At 41.1% G+C, this 22,276-nt stretch carries 9 protein-coding genes; 6 read left to right on the top strand and 3 right to left on the bottom strand.

Features of this window, described 5'->3' with window-relative positions; all coding sequences use genetic code 11:
• Positions 1-335: 335 nt before the first annotated feature.
• Positions 336-614 carry a type II toxin-antitoxin system RelB/DinJ family antitoxin gene (locus HXT26_RS03655; RefSeq protein ID WP_116971429.1) on the bottom strand — a complete coding sequence of 93 codons (279 nt, stop codon included), beginning with the start codon at positions 612-614 and terminating at the stop codon, positions 336-338.
• Between the two features lie 431 nt (positions 615-1,045).
• On the opposite strand from HXT26_RS03655, the gene HXT26_RS03650 reads away from it, so the two are divergent.
• The 3 genes from HXT26_RS03650 to HXT26_RS03640 are packed head-to-tail and all read left to right on the top strand — an operon-like array spanning position 1,046 to position 3,883.
• On the top strand, positions 1,046-2,155 hold the full coding sequence (locus tag HXT26_RS03650; protein ID WP_422111886.1) for an ABC transporter ATP-binding protein: 1,110 nt from the start codon (positions 1,046-1,048) through the stop codon (positions 2,153-2,155).
• A 13-nt stretch (positions 2,156-2,168) separates the two neighbouring features.
• Positions 2,169-2,948: an ABC transporter gene (locus HXT26_RS03645; RefSeq protein WP_174164103.1), complete on the top strand. Its 780-nt coding sequence runs from the start codon at positions 2,169-2,171 to the stop codon at positions 2,946-2,948.
• Positions 2,945-3,883 carry an ABC transporter permease gene (locus HXT26_RS03640; protein WP_410294770.1) on the top strand — a complete coding sequence of 313 codons (939 nt, stop codon included), beginning with the start codon at positions 2,945-2,947 and terminating at the stop codon, positions 3,881-3,883. The genes HXT26_RS03645 and HXT26_RS03640 overlap by 4 nt, the downstream gene beginning before the upstream one ends.
• 443 nt (positions 3,884-4,326) lie before the next feature.
• Here the strand turns inward: HXT26_RS03640 and HXT26_RS03635 are convergent, their stop codons facing one another.
• The gene (locus HXT26_RS03635; RefSeq protein ID WP_422111885.1) at positions 4,327-11,592 is read right to left on the bottom strand and encodes a beta strand repeat-containing protein; all 7,266 of its coding nucleotides are present in this window, start codon (positions 11,590-11,592) and stop codon (positions 4,327-4,329) included.
• A 356-nt stretch (positions 11,593-11,948) separates the two neighbouring features.
• Positions 11,949-12,173, bottom strand: a complete 225-nt coding sequence (locus HXT26_RS03630) for a hypothetical protein (RefSeq protein WP_241760354.1) — start codon at positions 12,171-12,173, stop codon at positions 11,949-11,951.
• A gap of 544 nt (positions 12,174-12,717) precedes the next feature.
• Between HXT26_RS03630 and HXT26_RS03625 the strand changes: the two genes are divergently transcribed.
• The 3 genes from HXT26_RS03625 (at position 12,718) to HXT26_RS03615 (ending at position 22,039) form a co-directional block, all read left to right on the top strand.
• Complete coding sequence (locus HXT26_RS03625; protein ID WP_410294771.1) at positions 12,718-13,293, top strand: hypothetical protein; 576 nt, start codon at positions 12,718-12,720, stop codon at positions 13,291-13,293.
• Positions 13,294-13,604: 311 nt separating this feature from the next.
• Positions 13,605-14,921 carry an MFS transporter gene (locus HXT26_RS03620; RefSeq protein WP_410294772.1) on the top strand — a complete coding sequence of 439 codons (1,317 nt, stop codon included), beginning with the start codon at positions 13,605-13,607 and terminating at the stop codon, positions 14,919-14,921.
• Between the two features lie 185 nt (positions 14,922-15,106).
• Positions 15,107-22,039, top strand: coding sequence for a GA module (locus tag HXT26_RS03615; protein WP_422111884.1), 6,933 nt, complete (start codon positions 15,107-15,109; stop codon positions 22,037-22,039).
• Positions 22,040-22,276: the final 237 nt, after the last annotated feature.

Here is a 22,276-nt window from a genome sequence, read left to right as displayed (position 1 = left end):
CTCACTTTGGTGTAAATTCATTTCCTTCCCTTTATCTGCTATTTTTATGTTCAAACTCAAACGAGAAAATAAGCGGGGCTTCCTACCATCACGGTGCTTGATCGTATTATCTGATGTAGTAATGCGAACATAAAAATCGTGTATGACAGTCGAAAAATCCCATTCGTGCAATTGTGTTGCAATATGCGATACAGTATTTTATGGTGTGTGTATGGAGGTTGGTTGATATGGCAGTTACTAAAAGTGCGAATGTGAGTGTGAGAATATCATCCTCTAGTAAATAAACAAGTAACCAGTCTGGCTTGATGTGGCATTCGTGAACTTAACGTTGTACATCAGTCTTGCAACAACGCTTTCTTAAGGTCTTCCATAGAGGAATACGATGGTACGTTAGGGTCTCTGGAAATTCTTCTAGCTTCTTCCATAGCAGCCAGTGATTCAGTGTTATATTGTGACTGCTTAATTATGAATGGGAAACCGCCTTCCATTATGGAAGTTCGTAAGAAAATATTGATAGCATCAGTGACGGAAATTCCGAAGCTGCCAAATAAGTCTTCAGCACTTTGTTTTACACTTGGTTCAATACGTATGTTGATGTTTGCAGTTTTAGACATATTATTACTTCCAACTACTTATAATGTATTGCAAATGTTAAACAAATGTTTTGTGGTTGCTTATATTTGAGTTTTTGACGTAATGCTCATATAATTTTCCACGTAAAGCACATTTAAGTTTATGAGGTGTTGCGCTATGACTGCCCAAATGATCGCTAGTCTTAAGAACGGTTTGAAAGGCATATAAAAGCACATAAAACAGCTTAAGATACATATTCTTTAGCAGTATTAAACACGCATTGCACATGATGTTTGTCATTATGTTTGCACGTGCGCGCTGGTTTTTACACGTTTTTTGCATGTTTTTGCGCGTTCTTATCGTTTCTTGTAAGCAAGCGTTATCTTTTTATCTAACTGATTTTCATTGTTGAAATTTATTCAATAACAGTAAGAATTAAGCTTTAATAACAAGTAAGAACGAAGCAATAATAATGAATAATAATATAGAAAACGCAACTGATAGTCGCGATAACAATAATAAGCAGTCAACTAGCAACTTAATATTGCGTATTGATAATGTAACAAGATCTTATTCTCGTGGATTCGGTCATAAGAAAACAACTCGCCAAGTTTTACATAACGTATCTTTTGATATTCATTCTGGTGAAATATTTTGCTTGCTTGGTCCGAATGGTGCAGGTAAAACAACTACTGTGAAAATTGTTGGTACGTTGTTAGCTCCTGATAGTGGTAGTGTTCGTATTGCCAGTATTGATGCTGTGAGTAATCCTCGAGAAGCACGTAAGCACGTGTCGTTACTTCTTGGAGGTGAGCGAGGATTTTATCAAAGGCTAAGTGCATTAGATAATCTTCGTTATTTTGCGGATCTTTCCGCTGTTCCATATAGGGAGCAAGGTAAGCGTATTCATGATGCTCTTGAGCAAGTTGATTTACTTGATAAAGCTCATGATGCTGTTCAAACTTTTTCAAGGGGAATGTGGCAGCGATTGCATATTGCTCGATCGCTGGTTGCTAGAACGGATCTTATGCTTTTAGATGAGCCTACCACTGGTTTGGATCCTGAAAATGCTAGGAAAGTACGTGAAATTATTCATGCTTTACGAGATCAAGGAATAGCGATTTTGCTAACTACGCATGAGATGAGTGAGGCTGAAAAATTAGCTGATACTGTTGCTGTAATAAATCACGGTAATATTATCGCTCAGGGAAATGTTCAGCAGTTGGCTTCTTTGCAGCATATTGATCATGTAACAATGTACGCGTATGACGGTGAACTATCAAGCGGAACTCCTAGTGTTAAGGAAGAATTGCAAAAACTTGACGGAGTGTTGTGGTGTGATATTTTTGAATCACACGGAGTGTTAAATATCACTATCGCGTGGAGCAAAACAGTATCTCAAGAACGAAATATTAAAATTCCTGTTGATGGGATTACACGTTTAGGTGATCGCGCTGCAAGTTTGGAAGAAACGTATCTTGCTATTGTGCAAAATGATAATATTTCTGCATCAAATACTTCTACTTCTTCTTCTGCTGCTACGCCGTCTTCTTCGCCGTCCTCACTCCCATTAAGTAAGTAGGAGGCTTAATAATATGAATACTTCTACTCGTTCATACGCTTCTGTGATTCGTGGCATGTGGTTTCAGCTTAAAAGTTTAGCGAAAACAACGTTTTTCTTGCAAAATGCGATACTTGCTCCAGTATGTTTTGCGTTGATGAAAATTGTTGCCTACTATGGTTTTTCTCATGATTGTACCAACTGCCTTAATAATATTTGGGTTGATTCTTCTATAGCTGGATTATGGTCTGCTACAACTACTGCTGTTGGAATTATTGGATACCAGCGTTATTTAGGAACATTACAATATTTAATTTTAAGTGTTATCTCACCTTCTGCAGTGTTTCTTCCTATTGTAGGATCCGCAGCTTTACTTGGGTGTATTGGTATGCCGCTTGCGATTATTGCCGTTGCTGTTTTCTGCCATGGGTTCTTTATGATAACATTCACGCAGTTAGTTGGATACTTACTTTCTATGCTTGCTTGCGTAGCTTCTGCTGCATTATTATCTGGAATTTTTGTATTATGCCGTAAAGCTACAGTTTATGAAGGTTTGATTTTAATTCCTGTATGGATGCTTTGTGGAATAGTGATTCCTGTAGAATCAATGTCATTGCCAGTTCGCGTTATTGCGTTTATTCATCCGCTTACGTCTGCAGTGTGGGTGGCTCATGCGCAATCGTTTAATGCTACTACTGTGTTAGCGATTGTGTTATGTGTTGTATTATCTAGCGTTTTGCTTGTTATTGCAGGTTTTATGTTACGTCATGCTATTCGACTTGCAACGCTTAATGGAAGTTTGAACATAATATGATACGAAATAATAATCAGGTTGAAACTATGCGAAATAAAATTATTCAAAATAGTAAGTGCGCTAGATTGCATCAATATAATCAATATTCACAGTATGGTCACGTGAGCGTGTTATCTAGTATACGAACTGGTGCAAGAGTGAGTATACAGAGTATACCTAGCTTAAATAGTTGGAATACTGCTGTTATTCGTATGATTATTGAGCCTCTTTTATCCACGTTCTTATACGTTTTTCTAGCTGGAGCTGTAAGCGGAGGATTCAATGGAGCAGCTAGTGTAGCGACTAGCGCTGGTTTTAATCATAGTTTGATTGCTTCAACTCTTGCTGCTGTGATGGGTGCGTGTTCTATTTCCACAAGTATGACTGTGTCAGAAGCACTAGCATGGGATCGTTTTGAAGGCACAACACCATTCGTGCTTACAAGCGCGAAAGTTGCATTACCATTATGGTTCGGTCGTATTATTGCGCTCGTGACTATTTCTTTAGTGAGTGATGCTGTGACTTTGTTTATAACAATGCTTGTAGTAAGCCCAAGTGCTTTCTTTGTGATTAATATGAGTGTGTTGATGCTGTTGTTCCTTATTGTTCCTGTTGCTTCTACGGGATTTGGTATCGCTATAGCTGCTATAAGCATGATGATGAATGATGTTTATACTATTTCTAACGCGCTTAGTGCAATACTTCCTATTGTTTGTGGTGTGATTGCTCCAATTAGCGTATTTCCTAAGATGATGCAATACGTGTTATATGTGATTCCAGTAACTCATGTTACTCAAGCATCTCGTAGTATAATTGATGGTTCTGTAAATGTTGGCGTATCGCTACTTGTGATTCTTATTGTTGGTGTGTTATGGGCAATTGTTGGTGTGATCATATGGAATGTTGGTGTGGCGGTTCAACGACGTAAAGGTACTTTAACAAATATAGGGTTTTAGCTGATAAATATGGGATTTAGTTAATTAAATAAGGATTTTATTAGCGGGTAGGTGTGGGTGATACTAAAAGCATATTGATTATTGCGTAAGATTGTTCAGCAAACTATTAAGCCAATCTTAAACCTTTTAACGATAGCTTTTCCTATCGTTAAAAAGTGCACACACTTTGCACCCATCTGTTTATGTGCGGAAATGTTGTTTAAGAAATTTTTATATTGCAATTCTGTCAAAAATTGTTTTTTATTGATTTTATTATCGCTTATTTGAATATATTCAAAGATGGTTCTTCTTAAATAAGATATGTTTTGAATCACAATACAAGAGTTTATATGTGTAAGTGAGCAGCGATATAGAAAAAGGAGCTGGGTTTGTGGCTCAGCTCCTTTTTCTTAATTATTTTCAATTATTAGTTTACTTTTGTTTAATTTTGTAGGTGAACTTTTTTACTCGCGATTCTTCTTGCGAGAGAAGAATGCTGCTGCAGCTCCCAGTACACCAATCATTGCGCTGATCAATCCTACTCGTTCCACTTCAGCACCAGTCTTTACTAATTGGGACGAATGCTTTGCAGGAACCTTGTTGCCAGACTTAGTAGATACGTTGGAACCTGAAGCACCAGTGGATGCATTACCAGCTTTGCCGTTGCCAGCATTACCGGTTTCAGCGTTACCAGCGTTGTTAGCATTATCAGCGCTACTTGATTCATTGGTGCTATTTTGAGCGCCGGAATCTGTAGAGATGCTACCACCAGTAGTAGATCCGCTATCTGAACCGCCATTATTAGACGTGGAATCGTTACCTGAATCAGAACCAGAACCGGAATCAGAACCAGAATTTCCGTTGTTGTTTCCGGCTTTACCAGTGGTTTCGTCGGAAGCGGTGTTACCCTTCTTATCTTTAGCTTTTACCTCACTGCCGTCTTTGACTTTGTTTGCTGGAATAGTGACTTTACCAGTGTTTTCGTCAACGGTTACGCCTTCTGGAGTGTTTTCACCCTTCTTCCACTTACCGTTTTCTTTCTTGACAGTGAAGTTGGTTGGGGTGGTGTTTTCACCTTCTGGCGTATAAGTGATTTCCAGACTATCAGTACCGGCTGCTGGTGTTACGTCAACAGAACCATCGTTTTGAGGCTTGACGGTTGGAGCAGTTGGTTTTGCTGCTGGTGTTTCACCGGTTACGGTCGTGTTGACTGGGTCTCCGGTTACGCCATCCTTGCTTGGAGTGAGTGTGAGGGTGGTGTTCGGGTCTTGCTTATCAATATCGACAGTGAAGTTTCCGTCGTTTCCAGCGGTTACCTTACCAACTTCTTTACCGTTCTTGCTGATAGTGACTGTTGCGCCTGGAGTGGTTTTACCACTCACGGTTGTCTTGTTGTTACCAGTCTTGTTTTCAGCTTTCGGATTGCTGACAGTTGGTTTTGCTGCTGGTGTTTCACCGGTTACGGTCGTGTTGACTGGGTCTCCGGTTACGCCATCCTTGCTTGGAGTGAGTGTGAGGGTGGTGTTCGGGTCTTGCTTATCAATATCGACAGTGAAGTTTCCGTCGTTTCCAGCGGTTACCTTACCAACTTCTTTACCGTTCTTGCTGATAGTGACTGTTGCGCCTGGAGTGGTTTTACCACTCACGGTTGTCTTGTTGTTACCAGTCTTGTTTTCAGCTTTCGGATTGCTGACAGTTGGTTTTGCTGCTGGTGTTTCACCGGTTACGGTCGTGTTGACTGGGTCTCCGGTTACGCCATCCTTGCTTGGAGTGAGTGTGAGGGTGGTGTTCGGGTCTTGCTTATCAATATCGACAGTGAAGTTTCCGTCGTTTCCAGCGGTTACCTTACCAACTTCTTTACCGTTCTTGCTGATAGTGACTGTTGCGCCTGGAGTGGTTTTACCACTCACGGTTGTCTTGTTGTTACCAGTCTTGTTTTCAGCTTTCGGATTGCTGACAGTTGGTTTTGCTGCTGGTGTTTCACCGGTTACGGTCGTGTTGACTGGGTCTCCGGTTACGCCATCCTTGCTTGGAGTGAGTGTGAGGGTGGTGTTCGGGTCTTGCTTATCAATATCGACAGTGAAGTTTCCGTCGTTTCCAGCGGTTACCTTACCAACTTCTTTACCGTTCTTGCTGATAGTGACTGTTGCGCCTGGAGTGGTTTTACCACTCACGGTTGTCTTGTTGTTACCAGTCTTGTTTTCAGCTTTCGGATTGCTGACAGTTGGTTTTGCTGCTGGTGTTTCACCGGTTACGGTCGTGTTGACTGGGTCTCCGGTTACGCCATCCTTGCTTGGAGTGAGTGTGAGGGTGGTGTTCGGGTCTTGCTTATCAATATCGACAGTGAAGTTTCCGTCGTTTCCAGCGGTTACCTTACCAACTTCTTTACCGTTCTTGCTGATAGTGACTGTTGCGCCTGGAGTGGTTTTACCACTCACGGTTGTCTTGTTGTTACCAGTCTTGTTTTCAGCTTTCGGATTGCTGACAGTTGGTTTTGCTGCTGGTGTTTCACCGGTTACGGTCGTGTTGACTGGGTCTCCGGTTACGCCATCCTTGCTTGGAGTGAGTGTGAGGGTGGTGTTCGGGTCTTGCTTATCAATATCGACAGTGAAGTTTCCGTCGTTTCCAGCGGTTACCTTACCAACTTCTTTACCGTTCTTGCTGATAGTGACTGTTGCGCCTGGAGTGGTTTTACCACTCACGGTTGTCTTGTTGTTACCAGTCTTGTTTTCAGCTTTCGGATTGCTGACAGTTGGTTTTGCTGCTGGTGTTTCACCGGTTACGGTCGTGTTGACTGGGTCTCCGGTTACGCCATCCTTGCTTGGAGTGAGTGTGAGGGTGGTGTTCGGGTCTTGCTTATCAATATCGACAGTGAAGTTTCCGTCGTTTCCAGCGGTTACCTTACCAACTTCTTTACCGTTCTTGCTGATAGTGACTGTTGCGCCTGGAGTGGTTTTACCACTCACGGTTGTCTTGTTGTTACCAGTCTTGTTTTCAGCTTTCGGATTGCTGACAGTTGGTTTTGCTGCTGGTGTTTCACCGGTTACGGTCGTGTTGACTGGGTCTCCGGTTACGCCATCCTTGCTTGGAGTGAGTGTGAGGGTGGTGTTCGGGTCTTGCTTATCAATATCGACAGTGAAGTTTCCGTCGTTTCCAGCGGTTACCTTACCAACTTCTTTACCGTTCTTGCTGATAGTGACTGTTGCGCCTGGAGTGGTTTTACCACTCACGGTTGTCTTGTTGTTACCAGTCTTGTTTTCAGCTTTCGGATTGCTGACAGTTGGTTTTGCTGCTGGTGTTTCACCGGTTACGGTCGTGTTGACTGGGTCTCCGGTTACGCCATCCTTGCTTGGAGTGAGTGTGAGGGTGGTGTTCGGGTCTTGCTTATCAATATCGACAGTGAAGTTTCCGTCGTTTCCAGCGGTTACCTTACCAACTTCTTTACCGTTCTTGCTGATAGTGACTGTTGCGCCTGGAGTGGTTTTACCACTCACGGTTGTCTTGTTGTTACCAGTCTTGTTTTCAGCTTTCGGATTGCTGACAGTTGGTTTTGCTGCTGGTGTTTCACCGGTTACGGTCGTGTTGACTGGGTCTCCGGTTACGCCATCCTTGCTTGGAGTGAGTGTGAGGGTGGTGTTCGGGTCTTGCTTATCAATATCGACAGTGAAGTTTCCGTCGTTTCCAGCGGTTACCTTACCAACTTCTTTACCGTTCTTGCTGATAGTGACTGTTGCGCCTGGAGTGGTTTTACCACTCACGGTTGTCTTGTTGTTACCAGTCTTGTTTTCAGCTTTCGGATTGCTGACAGTTGGTTTTGCTGCTGGTGTTTCACCGGTTACGGTCGTGTTGACTGGGTCTCCGGTTACGCCATCCTTGCTTGGAGTGAGTGTGAGGGTGGTGTTCGGGTCTTGCTTATCAATATCGACAGTGAAGTTTCCGTCGTTTCCAGCGGTTACCTTACCAACTTCTTTACCGTTCTTGCTGATAGTGACTGTTGCGCCTGGAGTGGTTTTACCACTCACGGTTGTCTTGTTGTTACCAGTCTTGTTTTCAGCTTTCGGATTGCTGACAGTTGGTTTTGCTGCTGGTGTTTCACCGGTTACGGTCGTGTTGACTGGGTCTCCGGTTACGCCATCCTTGCTTGGAGTGAGTGTGAGGGTGGTGTTCGGGTCTTGCTTATCAATATCGACAGTGAAGTTTCCGTCGTTTCCAGCGGTTACCTTACCAACTTCTTTACCGTTCTTGCTGATAGTGACTGTTGCGCCTGGAGTGGTTTTACCACTCACGGTTGTCTTGTTGTTACCAGTCTTGTTTTCAGCTTTCGGATTGCTGACAGTTGGTTTTGCTGCTGGTGTTTCACCGGTTACGGTCGTGTTGACTGGGTCTCCGGTTACGCCATCCTTGCTTGGAGTGAGTGTGAGGGTGGTGTTCGGGTCTTGCTTATCAATATCGACAGTGAAGTTTCCGTCGTTTCCAGCGGTTACCTTACCAACTTCTTTACCGTTCTTGCTGATAGTGACTGTTGCGCCTGGAGTGGTTTTACCACTCACGGTTGTCTTGTTGTTACCAGTCTTGTTTTCAGCTTTCGGATTGCTGACAGTTGGTTTTGCTGCTGGTGTTTCACCGGTTACGGTCGTGTTGACTGGGTCTCCGGTTACGCCATCCTTGCTTGGAGTGAGTGTGAGGGTGGTGTTCGGGTCTTGCTTATCAATATCGACAGTGAAGTTTCCGTCGTTTCCAGCGGTTACCTTACCAACTTCTTTACCGTTCTTGCTGATAGTGACTGTTGCGCCTGGAGTGGTTTTACCACTCACGGTTGTCTTGTTGTTACCAGTCTTGTTTTCAGCTTTCGGATTGCTGACAGTTGGTTTTGCTGCTGGTGTTTCACCGGTTACGGTCGTGTTGACTGGGTCTCCGGTTACGCCATCCTTGCTTGGAGTGAGTGTGAGGGTGGTGTTCGGGTCTTGCTTATCAATATCGACAGTGAAGTTTCCGTCGTTTCCAGCGGTTACCTTACCAACTTCTTTACCGTTCTTGCTGATAGTGACTGTTGCGCCTGGAGTGGTTTTACCACTCACGGTTGTCTTGTTGTTACCAGTCTTGTTTTCAGCTTTCGGATTGCTGACAGTTGGTTTTGCTGCTGGTGTTTCACCGGTTACGGTCGTGTTGACTGGGTCTCCGGTTACGCCATCCTTGCTTGGAGTGAGTGTGAGGGTGGTGTTCGGGTCTTGCTTATCAATATCGACAGTGAAGTTTCCGTCGTTTCCAGCGGTTACCTTACCAACTTCTTTACCGTTCTTGCTGATAGTGACTGTTGCGCCTGGAGTGGTTTTACCACTCACGGTTGTCTTGTTGTTACCAGTCTTGTTTTCAGCTTTCGGATTGCTGACAGTTGGTTTCACGGTTATGGTTAGCTTTGCGGTGCCGGTTTTTCCTGCCGAGTCTTTTACCGTGAAGGTTATAGTATGTGTGCCAACTTCCTTCGGCTGCATATTCTTAACTGTAAGATCAAAATCCTTTTCTTTATCAGTATTAGTTGTTTGACTTGATTTTATTCGAGATGAGAGTTCGTTAAGTTCAAGACCTAAACCTTGCATCAAAGCATTTGCATTAGGTACTTCTTCAACCTTCACATCATCTTTAGCAACAATGTGAATCTTCAGATCTTGCCCAACTGCTACAGACAATGAATCGGCAGTAGCAGTAATTGTTGGGTTTTGAGTATCCTTAGGCGCAGTAGCTTGTTTTTTGTCACTGTTTTCTGAAGTTAGTTCAAATCCTTGAATTGTTACTTTAGGAGTCTTTTCATCAGGCTTCTTTACAGTCGTTGTTGCATATACGTCGCCTGCAGGAATTTCACCATCAACAGTAATCTCCGCTTTACCACCGTTAATCGTTGTAGTAGAGCCGATTTCCTTGCCATTTTTATCAAACAGTTTAACTGTTGTAGTAACTTTAGCGTCAGTAGGAATGCCGCTTCCAACAGATACTGTTACTTTCTGCCCTTTCTTTCCAGCAAGATTAGTCAGATTAGTGTCGATAACTGGCTTCTGTGGTTTAACATTGATGGTTACATCTGCAAAATTCTTGGACTTATCGGAGTATTCTCCCTTAATCTTTCTTTCATAGGTGAATACGCCAACTGTATCAGTTTTTGGAGCAGTGCCGTTCCACCTTAAGTCTGGCTGCTTTTCAAGCTTGTTGCCGTCTTTAATCTCAACAAGTTTTGTCAATTCCGGTAATTTATCACCAACGGTAACATCAATGGTTTTACCGGTAATAGGATGTTCGTCAGCAAGTGTAGTAACTTCGACTTTAACTTTGCGTGTGGTAACGTTGCCAGAGCCATCCTCGGAAGTAATAGTTACTTCCTTGCCGTTCATTTTTTTAGTAACTTTGATGTCGACTGATGGAAGCGGTTTCTCTTCGCTTCCATCGCCTTGCGTGACTGTAGGATTTTTTGTTAAACCAGAAATACTAAACTTCTCAATATAACCCTTGTTATCGGTGGTAGTGAAGCTTAGTTTATCGCCTATATTAAGTTGAATGGTCTGATTGTCAGTTACTTCAGTGCCTTTGTAATAAATTTTTGGCGCTTCACTGTCATCCTTGTGGCGTTGTAATTTTTTATCTTCGTCAGATTGTGGATCTCGTCCAGAAACCCACGCGTAGGATGAGCTTGTTGTTCTTCCATATGTTGCAGAATCTGCCCAAGTCCAAGCATTATGTATATTAGCGTACTTTTCATCATACGTCGTAGCTTTTTCGTTAATTGCTGTATCGTTAAGCTTTACTGCGGCATGCATATGGAATGCAAGATTTACTTCTGTAGTTTGAATACCTATTCCATAATTCTTACTACTATATGGGTACGCTGGGTACGTTGCTTTACCAAGAGCGTAATCATCGTGATTCTCATGGAATAGATTCTTCATATTTGCTTCATATTGTGAATCGCTTGTTAGATTCGGTCCTAAACTATACTGGAACATTGAAGCACCGAAGTTCTTCTCGTTATCGTTAGGGAAGCTTATAGATGTTGATTGGTTGTCTACTTTTTCAAACTTGTCAAAATCGCGCGAAAGAGTAAAGTTCATCTTGCGTTTTATTTTGTCATTTTGTGATGCATCTTTAAGTTTGTAAGCGTCAAAACGTAAGTCGCGAATTGTGTCGTTTTCGAAAAAACCATCGGGATTTAACTTAGCAATTTGGTACGGTACTTGCCATATATACCACTGCCTGTTTGAGAGCTTTACCATCGACTGAGCATCATTGTTGAAGAACACGTCGAATACGAGATATTTAGCACCATTTATTGTTTCGATATGTGCATACATATCCGTTTTTTTAATCAGAGTATTGTGCTCATCGCTACCATACTCGTCGGAATTCATTGTCGTTTTATCTTTATTTTCATCATTAGTAGAACGATAACGCTGGAACTCAAGAATACTAGGAGTTTTAAGCCAGTCTGGATTGTTAACAACTACATCAGCTTCACGATCTTGATACACAGAACCTGTGCTATTCGTAAGCTTTTTAGCTGTTGAAGTGTACGTTGGTGTAGTAATTGTGGTTGCTGTAACAGCCATGGCAGGCTGGCTGCCTAAGCAGGTTGCTGCTGTCAACAAAGCAGCCATTGTTGCTAACGGAAGCGTATGTATTTTGTGAGCAGAATGCTTTCTAGAAGATTTTGATGATGTATGTTTTGAAGGTTTAGCGGTTGTCATAACAATCTCCTTAATTTTCCCTAATCTTTAATGAATTTTTAAACAAATAAATAGAACGAATTCTATGACAAATCTCTCCAATGCTAGTAATAAAACTCTCTATTTAAATGGGTCTACTTAAAATTCTATCATTTTTTGTTATTTTTCATGATATTTTTCAGTTTTAAATTAGTTTAAACTGTAAAATTTCCTACGGGGGGGGGGGTGCTCTAAAAGAAAATTTTTTGCGAAATGTTATAACAACATATATTTTTCGAAAATTTTTTATTATTTTCGTAATCTGTAATACGTCTTATGGTGTGTTGCAGATTTGTGATTGGGTAATCGCTGAACAAATGTTGTAGTTCATTACCTCACTATAATTTTGATACTAAATCGTTTAGTGCTTTATCGAATTCAGACATTCTGTTTTCTTGATTAAAGAATGGAAGACCTATAATCTTGTATCCTCTTCCTAAAATATCGTTAATCTTGTAGTTGTTCTCAATCTGCCCTAAGAATTTTTCTTTCCACTCATCTTCAAATAAAAGTTGACTACCTTTAGGCTCAACATATGCTTGATATGTTTTTAACATCCTCATACTCTTTCTCACGAATAAAGAGTATGAAATCAGGCTCAAAACGTTCACCTGAATCAAAAGAATAAATGGCAAGCTCAGGGATTCTCTCATTCTTAATAAGATAGTATTCAAGTCTTTTTGATTTAAGCTTCGGCTCCGTAAAAGTCGAAAGAATGTGAGCATTTGGAATGTTGAAAATCCAGCCTAGGGGTGCTTCTAGGATGTTTTTATGCTCAAAAATCAAGTTATCAAGCCAATCTTAAACCTTTTAACGATAGCCTTTCCTATCGTTAAAAAGTGCACTTATTTTGCCTATACATCTGTTTATGTATGGAAATAAGATCCTGTGGATTATCGGATGATTTTTAGCTACAATTATTTTGTAGATTGCATATATGCATTCTTTGTCCATAATTTACATCCCGTCAGTTTTATTAGACTCAAAGATGATTTGTACTACGAGATGAATGAATATTGGGCAGATGATAGTGAATAACAGAGTGAAAATTGAACATGATAATCGTAGCTGCAATTAGGTAAAGATTAAGTTGTAGAGGAGGCATAAATGAAGCATATCAAGTATTATGCTTTTTTGACTGTGGTAGTTTGCATTATGTCACTTATTTCAGGTTGTAAGAATCAAAATAGTTTTAGCGATAATAATAGAGAAGTAAAAACAGAAAATAAAAAGTCTGCAAGGAATGAAAAACACTCAGAAAATAATGAAGATGTTGACTGGAAAGAGGTAAGTAAAAATGGTGTTGATGAAACCTTGCTCATAAAAAACATAGATGAAAAGGTTCTCACATATGTGGCTAAACAATTACAAAATCTATGCGACGAGATCGGTGAAAAGGGGATCAAAGATAAATACCATTGGCTGACAGGACAATGGTATAACGATGTAATATATTCTAAACAATACAAGAGTGTTGTGTCGTTGGGTAAAAAAGCAATGAAACCATTATTCCTAATAATATATAAAAGCAAAGAGGCTGGGATGTATGAATGGGTTTGTAGTAAAGCGTTAGATGAAATATCTGGTTTTGATTTCTCGGGATTAAACAATGGCGTAGGCTGGAGTAATTCTAGAGAATTTTTAAAGGCATTTACCGATAAAATTATTGAACAAAAAAATTAACAACTCTCTGTTTACAATTGTCTTGGACGCCTACTAGGCAAGGTGAGATTGAGCATTATCAAGTCTCTTATTTGTGATTGCTAGTGGAGAAACTCGTAGTAGTTTTAGGATGGTTTCTCAGGGCTTTAGATGCAAATTTTGCTTTTTTTTTAAACGAGAGTATAGTGTTATCAAATTTGTCAAATAAGCTATTGGATTTGTGTAGTTTGTAGTGAATTATTTAAGTTGGATAGCAATTTGCAAGTAATCATGCGAGTAGTTATGTAAGTTTGCATTATTTTGAAAAAGTTTTTAGGGGAGAGTTAGTTGCTGTGAAGACGATTTTTAGCAAAGATAATATTTTTATTCGTATGAGATCTATTAGTCCGGCATTGCGATGGGCGCTTGTTGGCTTTTGTTTTTCTATGCTCGGCAATCAGGCGTATGAAGGCTCGGTTTTGCCTTCGATTATTATTGTTGGCTTGCCGGCTTGGGTGATTGGTTTTCGTAAGACTTTTATGACGGTTGCCGATTTTCTTTCGCCATGCTCTGGTTGGATAGTTGATAAGCTTGGCGGTTTTCGCGCTCTTGCTATGACTGAAGGCGTAGAAGGCGTGCTAAGTTTGCTACCGCTTCTTATGCTTGGCTCTCCTGCGTGGAAGTGGTCGCTTGTGGCTCTTTCTTGCGCGTTGTTGATTACTGGGCAAGTTATTGATATTGCTAGCGAAGTTTTCGAGGTTGATGCTGCCGGCGGCGATGACGGCATGATTATAAACTACAGCGGCATTGTGAGCGTTTTGGCGAGTGTTACAGGAACCTTGCTCGGCTCTCCGCTTGGATCTTGGATTGCAAGCTGGTCGATTCCTGCGGTTTTGATTTTCTCGTCCGTGACTTCTTTTGCGGCTTGTGCTACGCGATTTATTATGAAACAAGATATTTCGCAAGCGTCTTGTGCAGAAGAGGAAGCGTTGCAAGATGTAGAGAATGAATCGTCAGAATCGCAAGAAAATCAAGAAAAGCAGACGGAACTGGAAAATAAAGCAGATTCCAAATCTGCAGATAATCAATCTACTATTAAGAAATCTGCGAATCCATCGTTCAAGAGTAAAATCATGCTTCTTGCCGGATCTCTTTTGGTTGCTTTTATTCCTGCATGCTCTGTTTCTTATATTCTTCTTGGTCTTGGTAAGCAATATGGCTCTAAATCCTTAACAATACTGTATATTTTCAGTGGCGTAGGAAGCGTGCTTGCGTCCGTTTTATATGCGCATTCGTCTCAAAAACTCGGTTTAAGAAAAATAGCGGTTTTAGGAATTGTTGTGAGCTTGCTTGCTTATTGCTTTATGTTTAGTAGTCTTTTGCCAATAATGTGGGTTGCATTCTTCCTTGAATCGATTGGTGGAATGTTGTTGGTGGAGCCGATTATTGTTGCGCGTCAGATTCTGTTCAAAGGAAGTGCGCTCGCTAAGTTTTCTGGTTGGGCGCGCCTTGCGTTTGCGATTGGTGCTACTACTGGATCTTGGATTGGATTTGCATTCTCGTCTACGTTCCAATGGCATCTGTTGCCTATACTTGCGCTGATTTTTACTGCCGGTTTGCTGGCTGTTTTACCACAGTTGCCGAATACCAGCTATGCGGCGCTCGCATGATTATTTGTAATATTTAATATTGAATATAGTTATGACCTTAATCACATGGTAGTTTTTGCCTATATTACTTGAATTATTACGCGGGGGGGGGGGTATCCTTTGCTCTGTTAACAAGCTCTTTTACAAGATGTGAGTTTATGTCTGCAGAGCGAGTTGAAGAGAAAATATACAAGTGAGGACTGCTAATGGTTAAGAAAACACAAGCTGCTAAAAACGCTTTACATGTGTCTAAGAATTACGCGTATTTGAAGCCGAGTACACTTCGTTCAATGGCGAAAGAGATAAGTGGAACTCGTTTAGAAGCATGTAAGTCGTATGCGGTTTCACGTTTACCGAAAATTGCTGTGACTGCAACATTGGCAAGCTTGCTTGCTTGTGGTGCTGGTTTGCCAACTCATCAAGCTTGGGCTAATGGTTTTAATCTTCCTGATGGTAGCTATAGGTATGCGAATCGTGATTCTTCTGCGAAGGTGCAGAAATACGTAGATATTAACGCAGTTCCTTGTGATAAGAATAAGGAAACTGATAAAGACAAGGCTGATAGGGCAACATTCGGTCAGTACTATAAGGTTGAGTACCAGTTTAATTCTCATGGTGAATGGTGGGGCGGTCGACCATTCTGGTGGGCGAGCGTGCCTAAGGACGTCACGATTGTAGACGATAGCATTACTTTGTATAAGGACGAAGAGTTGACTGGTGGTTCGGCTTCTCAAAAAACAGGTACACAATATACAAAGGCTACTTGGGATCGGTCTGTAAGCCGTTTCTGGTTTGATAATAATAAAGAGCAAGGTGCTGAATTTAAGAGTAACTGGGAAAGAATGACCGGTGAAGCCGGCGGTTATGATAAATCTGGTAATACTCTCGGTACTTCTAGGGAGTATAAGAATGCTACTAGCGCTTTGATTATTAACTGGGAGAGTAGAGGCAATAGAAGATCTAAGATTAGCTTCGTTATTAAACTGAATAATAAAACGGAGCCTTTGAAGTTTGCTGCAGGTGTGTATCAGGTACTGGGTAACTGGCATTACACTGTTGGTAAGGTTGCGCTTGCGCCGACATTGCCAGAGTATTCCAAGGAATTAGAGCTTACTTATCCTAAAGATAAAGTAGAGGTTGATTCTTCGAAATATGGCAAGAACCTTGCACAAGACGAAAAGAATAATGTTCTTACAAAGTTGTGGGAAGCTAATAAGAATAATGCTGATGTACTGAAAAAGCTTAAAGATATGCCGGAAGTTCCTACTGAAGAGGCTTTCAAGAAGGCTGTAAAAGTCAATAACGATGGTAGCGCAACGGTAACGTACAAAGATAACTCTACGGATACTATTTTTAAGGAGAATCTGACTAAACGCTACGTGCCATTGTCAGAGCGCACAAAAATTACGTATCCAGCTTTGACTTCTGTGAAGAATCCAACTGCTCTTGATCAGTCAGAGAAGAAGCAAGTTGAAGATGCTATTAAGAATGCTAATAAAGATAAGAATATCAAGAGTGTAACTGTTGATGCTAACGGCAAAGCGACTATCACGTTTGATGATAAAATTGGCACTCCTTCCACTAAGACAATTGAAGGCAAATATCTTGTAAAGAAGCAGCGTTCACTTGCGGATAAGTTTACACCGTACTATCCAGTTCCAATGGCTGTTGGAAACCCACAAGGGTTGACTCAAGGTGAGCAAACAGAACTTGTGAAGAAAGTTTATGAAGCCAATAAAACTAAAGCTGACTTCATAGATGCAATTGGTAAGCCTAACAATCTAGAAGAAGCTAAGAAATCTATTACAGTAGATAATAAAGGCAACGTGACTATCACTTATACTGATAAGTCTACTGATAAGCTCGATGGCGGCAAGCTGGTGTATCAAGCGAAGAAGCTTAATGAGACTACTTACATTACGCTTCCAGCTCGTACACCTGTACAAGATGCTAAGAAGATTCAAGAAAAAGAACAGTCAACTATTAGGCAAGCTATCTTAACAGCCAATAATGAGCTTCAAAGCAAGCTAAAAGGTAAGAATGAAAATAGTGCTATCACATTTGATGATAATACGCATACTATGACTGTTAAGTTTAATGATGATTCAACTTCTACCTTCGACTACTCTGAATTGGTATACACCAAGGGGAATCCAGAAAATCCAACGATGCAAAATGCTAGCAGGAATGGTTACAAATATAACATCACTAAGATTGCTGTTAAAGATAAAAGTAAGCTTACTTCAGATGATTGGCATAAGTTTGTTCGCAAGTTTGTACAAGATAACTGGGAAGCTAATCAAGGACAAACCGCAATAACTGATAGATTTATTAATGGCACTAGCGGTTTATTAGATAAGCTGAATACTACTGGCGATAACATAGGAAATGGTATGCAGCTATATAAATATAAGGATAAGTGGCATACCAAAAGCGGCTCAAATCTAACGTTATCCAATGGAAATTTTGGTCAGAATGGTATTGTTTCAATATATCAAGGTAATTCTATAGAGATTAAGAAGAATGGCAACTTTGGTCAGGAAACTGCTTTTATGCTTTCTGCAGATGATTGCTTCGTTTCAGATTCTGCCGCTCCTAATCCTAAAGAGCTTAAAAAGGAAGCTAATGATCTTATTGACAAGATTCTTAAGAAAAATGGCTTGAATGATCAAGAGATTAAGAAGTTCAAGGAAGATCATCAAGGTGAAATCAACAATATTACTAAGCCAGAAGATGTAGACAAGATTATTAAGTCTGCTGATAAGCATGGTAAAGATGAGAAGAAAAAGAAAGATGCTCAACAGCAGATTAATGATGCTAAGAATAATCTTGGTTTGACTCCTGAGCAAAAGACTGAACTTGATAAGAAGATTGGTAATGAGACTGATCCCGAAAAGATTCGCGAAAAGATAAACGAGTTCCAAAAGGATCAGGATCAAAAGAAGCAGGAAGAGCATAATAAGCAGCAGCAACAAGCTGATCAGCAGGCTGAGCAGGAGAAGCAACAGCAGCAGCAGAAAGATGATGCGAAGGTTGATACTGATATACAAACTCAGAATCAGCAAGAACATCAAGACGCAGGCAAGGCTGAAGAAGCTAAGAAGACAGCTGAACTTGAGAAGCAAAAGCAGGCTGCTATTAATGAAATTAACGGGAATGACAAACTCAAGCCTGAGGAGAAAGAGCAGTTTATTAAGCAAGTTAGTGAAGCTCAGAATGCTGAAGATGTAAAAAAAGCCAAAGATGATGCTACACTAAAGGGCAATCAGAATCAGGCTGCTGCTGATAGCAATAATAACAATGGTCTTGATGCTGCTAAGGCTGCTGCTAAAGACAAGATTAGTAAGCTGAATAATCTCAGCGAACAGGATAAGCAGAAGTATCAGGGTGAAATTGGTAACGCTGGAAATCTTGATAAAGTTGCAGAGATTCTCAACAATGCTGAGTTTGAGGATGCTAAAGCTGCTGCTAAGAAGAAGATTGCTGAGTTGAAGCAGAATGGTGATCTTACTGATCAAGAAGCTATGAACTTCAATACGAAGTTGGATGATAAAAATACCGACTCTATACAAGACATTGATTCTATTCTTCAGGAAGTTGAGCTTGCAAAGACTAGAAAAGATGCGAATGCTGCAATAGATAGTCTTAAGAATCTTAATAATGCACAGAAGAAGGCTCTTAAGGAAGAAGTTGCAAATCCTGAAACTAACCCTCAGAGTAATTTAGACACTATCGAAAAAGTGAAAACCGCTATCACTGCTGTTGTTACTAAGGCTAAAGAGCTTGATGGCAAGATGAAGTCGCTCAAGGATCTTGTGACTCTTGTTAATGGTCAGAAGTCTACTCTTATAGCAAAGCCTGATTATAAAGATGATAAGAAGACTGCTTTTGACACTGCATTAACAAATGCATCTACTCTTGTTGATCTAACTAATGGTACGAATGCTGATGGTGCCAAGGTTGATGAGATTAAGAAGGCATTAGAAAAGGCTGTTCAGGATCTCGGTGGCAAAACTGTTGATAAGTCTGCGCTGCAAACACTTATTAACAATGATGCTGATTTCAAGAAGACGATTGCTTATATTAATGCAGATCAGACTAAGAAAATTACTTACAATGAAGCTATTGCTGATGGTAATGCAGTGCTTACTGATGCTAATGCAACTGCTGAGAAAGTAGCTCAAGCTGTTGATGCTATCAATTCTGCTAAAGCTGCTCTTGATGGCAAAGTCAATATAACTGGACTTGAGCAGAAAGTTGCTGAGGCTAAGAAGCTGAAGAAGTCGACTAACCCTCAATCTGCTGGCGATGCTAAGTATGAGAATGCTTCTGAAGCAAAGAAGCAAGCTGTTGATACAGCTTTGCAACAGGCTGAGTCTGCTCTTGCTGATGCTAAATCTACAGCAACTCAAAAACCTGGTGAGGCTGCTAAGACTCCTGAGCAGAAGCAGAAAGCTGTTAATGATGCATTAACTCAACTTACTAATGCCATTAACGAACTTGATGGTGTTGATACTCAGGCGCTTCAAGATGAAGTTACTAAGGACAATGCTCTGAAGAATAATGCGAAGTGTAAGAATGCTTCTGAAACAAAGAAGTCTGCGTTCAATACTGCTCTTGGCAACGCGCAAGCTGCTCTTAATGAAGCGACTCGTAAAACTCAGTCCACTAAGACTCGTGAGCAGAAGCAGAAAGCTGTTAATGATGCATTGACTGCACTCAAGCAAGCTGTTCAAAATCTTGACGGTAATGACGTGAGTGAGTTGCAGACTGCTATCACCAATGCAAAAGCTAAGCAGCAAGAAGTTGTTTACAAGAATGGTACTTCTGCTAAGAAAAAGGCTCTTGATGATGCTTTGAAGACTGCCGAAGATCTTGTTAAGACTCCTCACGGTCACACTGATCCTGAAATCAGCACAGCTTTGAATAACTTGAATACTGCGATAAACGGTCTTGATGGAACGGTTAATACAGCTGAGCTTCAGACGGCTGTTGATAATGCTAAGAAGTTGACCGGTGTTACTACTCCTAAGTCTCAGGACGCATATAAGTATGAGAATGCTTCTGAAGCAAAGAAGCAAGCTATTGATTCGGCTTTGCAACAGGCTGAGTCTGCTCTTGCTAATGCTAAATCTACAGCAACTCAAAAACCTGGTGAGGCTGCTAAGACTCCTGAGGAGAAGCAGAAAGCTGTTAATGATGCATTAACTCAACTTACTAATGCCATTAACGCTCTTGACGGTAACGACAAGACTCAATTGGTAACAAAGCTCACAGAAGCAAAAGATAAGAAGAATGATGTTTCTTATAAGAATGCTTCTACTGAGAAGCAAGCTGCTCTTGACGATGCTATAGCTTCTGCAGAAGGCATTGTAAAGAAAGCTGGTGCAACAGCAGATGAGATTACTCGCGCTATCACTGCTCTTAAGAATGCTGTTACTGGTTTAGATGGTCATGATGCTTCTGGTTTGCAGGCGGCTGTGACTGATGCTGAGTCGAAGAAGAAGACTGTTGCTTACACGAATGCTTCTGATACTAAGAAGACTGCGTTTGATCAGGCTTTGCAAACTGCTCAGACTATTCTTGCTAAGAAGGGTGCAACAGAGAAAGAAATTTCTGATGCTACTACTGCTCTTAAGAATGCTTCTAATGCTCTTAATGGAACTGTAGATACGTCTAAGTTGCAGGCTGAAGTTGACAAAGCTGATTCTTTGAAGAAGTCCGTACAGTATACGAATGCTGTTCAGGATAAGAAATCTGCGTATGATACTGCTCTTACGAATGCTGAGTCTGCTCTTGCTGATGCGGAGAATGCTCAATCAGCGAATACTCCTGATCAGAAGCAGACTGCTGTTAATGTTGCGCTGCTTCGACTTCAAACCGCAGCTGCTGCACTAAATGGTGTTGATATTACTGATTTGCAAGCTGAGATTGCTCTTGAGAACAGTGTGAAAGAATCTGTAAAATACGCGTATGATACTGCTGAAAAGCAGCAAACATATAATAAGGCTTTGCAAGATGCGAAGGAGCTTATATCTAAGCTAGCTGATCCTGCTGGTAAGGGTGTGGATCTTGCTGCTAAGTCTCAATCAGATCGTCAAGCTCTTGTTAATACTGCGTTAAAGAATCTTAAGAATGCTAAAGATGCTTTGAATGGTGTTAATAAGACGGTATTGCAAGCTGAAGTTGATGATGATTCTCACTTTAGCAAGTCATTTGCCTACTTGCTTGGTGAAGCTCCTGATTTGGATGTATATAAGAAGGCGTTGGCTGAGGCTAAACGTGTGCTTGCTGATCCTAATGCTACCCAGGCTCAAGTTGATGCTGCGTTGAAGGATCTTCAGGCTGCAAAGAACAGTATTGCGAATAAGTATAACGGTGCTGGAACCGGCAATATTGGTTCTGGTTCTGGAACAGGCAATGCCGGAACAGGTAATGCTGGAACTGGTAATGCTGGAACCGGCAATACAGGAACTGGTGATACTGGTTCTGGTTCTGAAGCTGGTTATGGTGTGAATGATAATGCGCCTACTACTGTGGATAAGGGCGAGCTGAACATTCAGATTCAGGGTGCTGAGTCTGATTCGCAGCCTGGAAATGCTGGTAACGGTAACGCTGGTGCTGGTGCTAATACTGGTAATTCTGCCAACGTAGCTGGTAAAGCTGGTGCTGGCGCAAACTCTGGTAATGCAGGTAACGCTGCTAACACCAATGCTGCCAACGCTAACGCTAATAATGCTAATGGCGCAAATTCTGCTGCTATGAATGCAGCTGTTGAGAATAATCCGGCTGTGAAGCAGGCGGATGCTCAAGTTGCTAAGGCTCAGGCTGCTCTTGATGCTGCTTTGGCTGAGGCTAAGAAGGTTGCTGCTGATCCTAACGCTACTCAGGCTCAGGTTGATGCTGCGGTTCAGAATCTTTCTGCTGCTCGTAAGGCTTTGGCTGCTGCTAAGGCTCATGCGGCTGATGTTCGTGCTTCTGTGCGTGCTCAGGTGTTGAAGAGTGGTAGTGTTGCTCAGCTTAGTAAGACTGGTAGTGACGTGTCTGTGTTTGGCTTGTTTGCTGCAACTCTTAGTGCTGCTGGTGCTGCGCTTTTCTCGGCTAAGCGTCGTGGTACTTCTCGTCATAGTAATAAGTAGGATATTTGCTAGCTGGTCTGGTTATTGCAGATCAGCTAGTTTTAGAGCTGCTTAATGTTTGCTTAATTGTATTCAGTAAGTTTGCTGAGTATTGGGTTAATTAGCATAATGAAGTTAATGTAAAATGTGCCTCACTTTGCGTCTTTCTTTACTACGCAAAGTGAGGCATTTTGCTATTTTAGTTTGCGATTACACGGGAAGTTATTGTTGCTTACTATATTTTAAGAGTTATCTTGC

The organism is Gardnerella sp. DNF00497B (genome assembly GCF_049262725.1).
GTDB classification, from domain to species: Bacteria; Actinomycetota; Actinomycetes; order Actinomycetales; family Bifidobacteriaceae; genus Bifidobacterium; species Bifidobacterium leopoldii.
The sequence above is the reverse complement of the archived record's forward strand: the minus strand, read 5'-3'. Positions and strand labels throughout refer to the sequence as shown.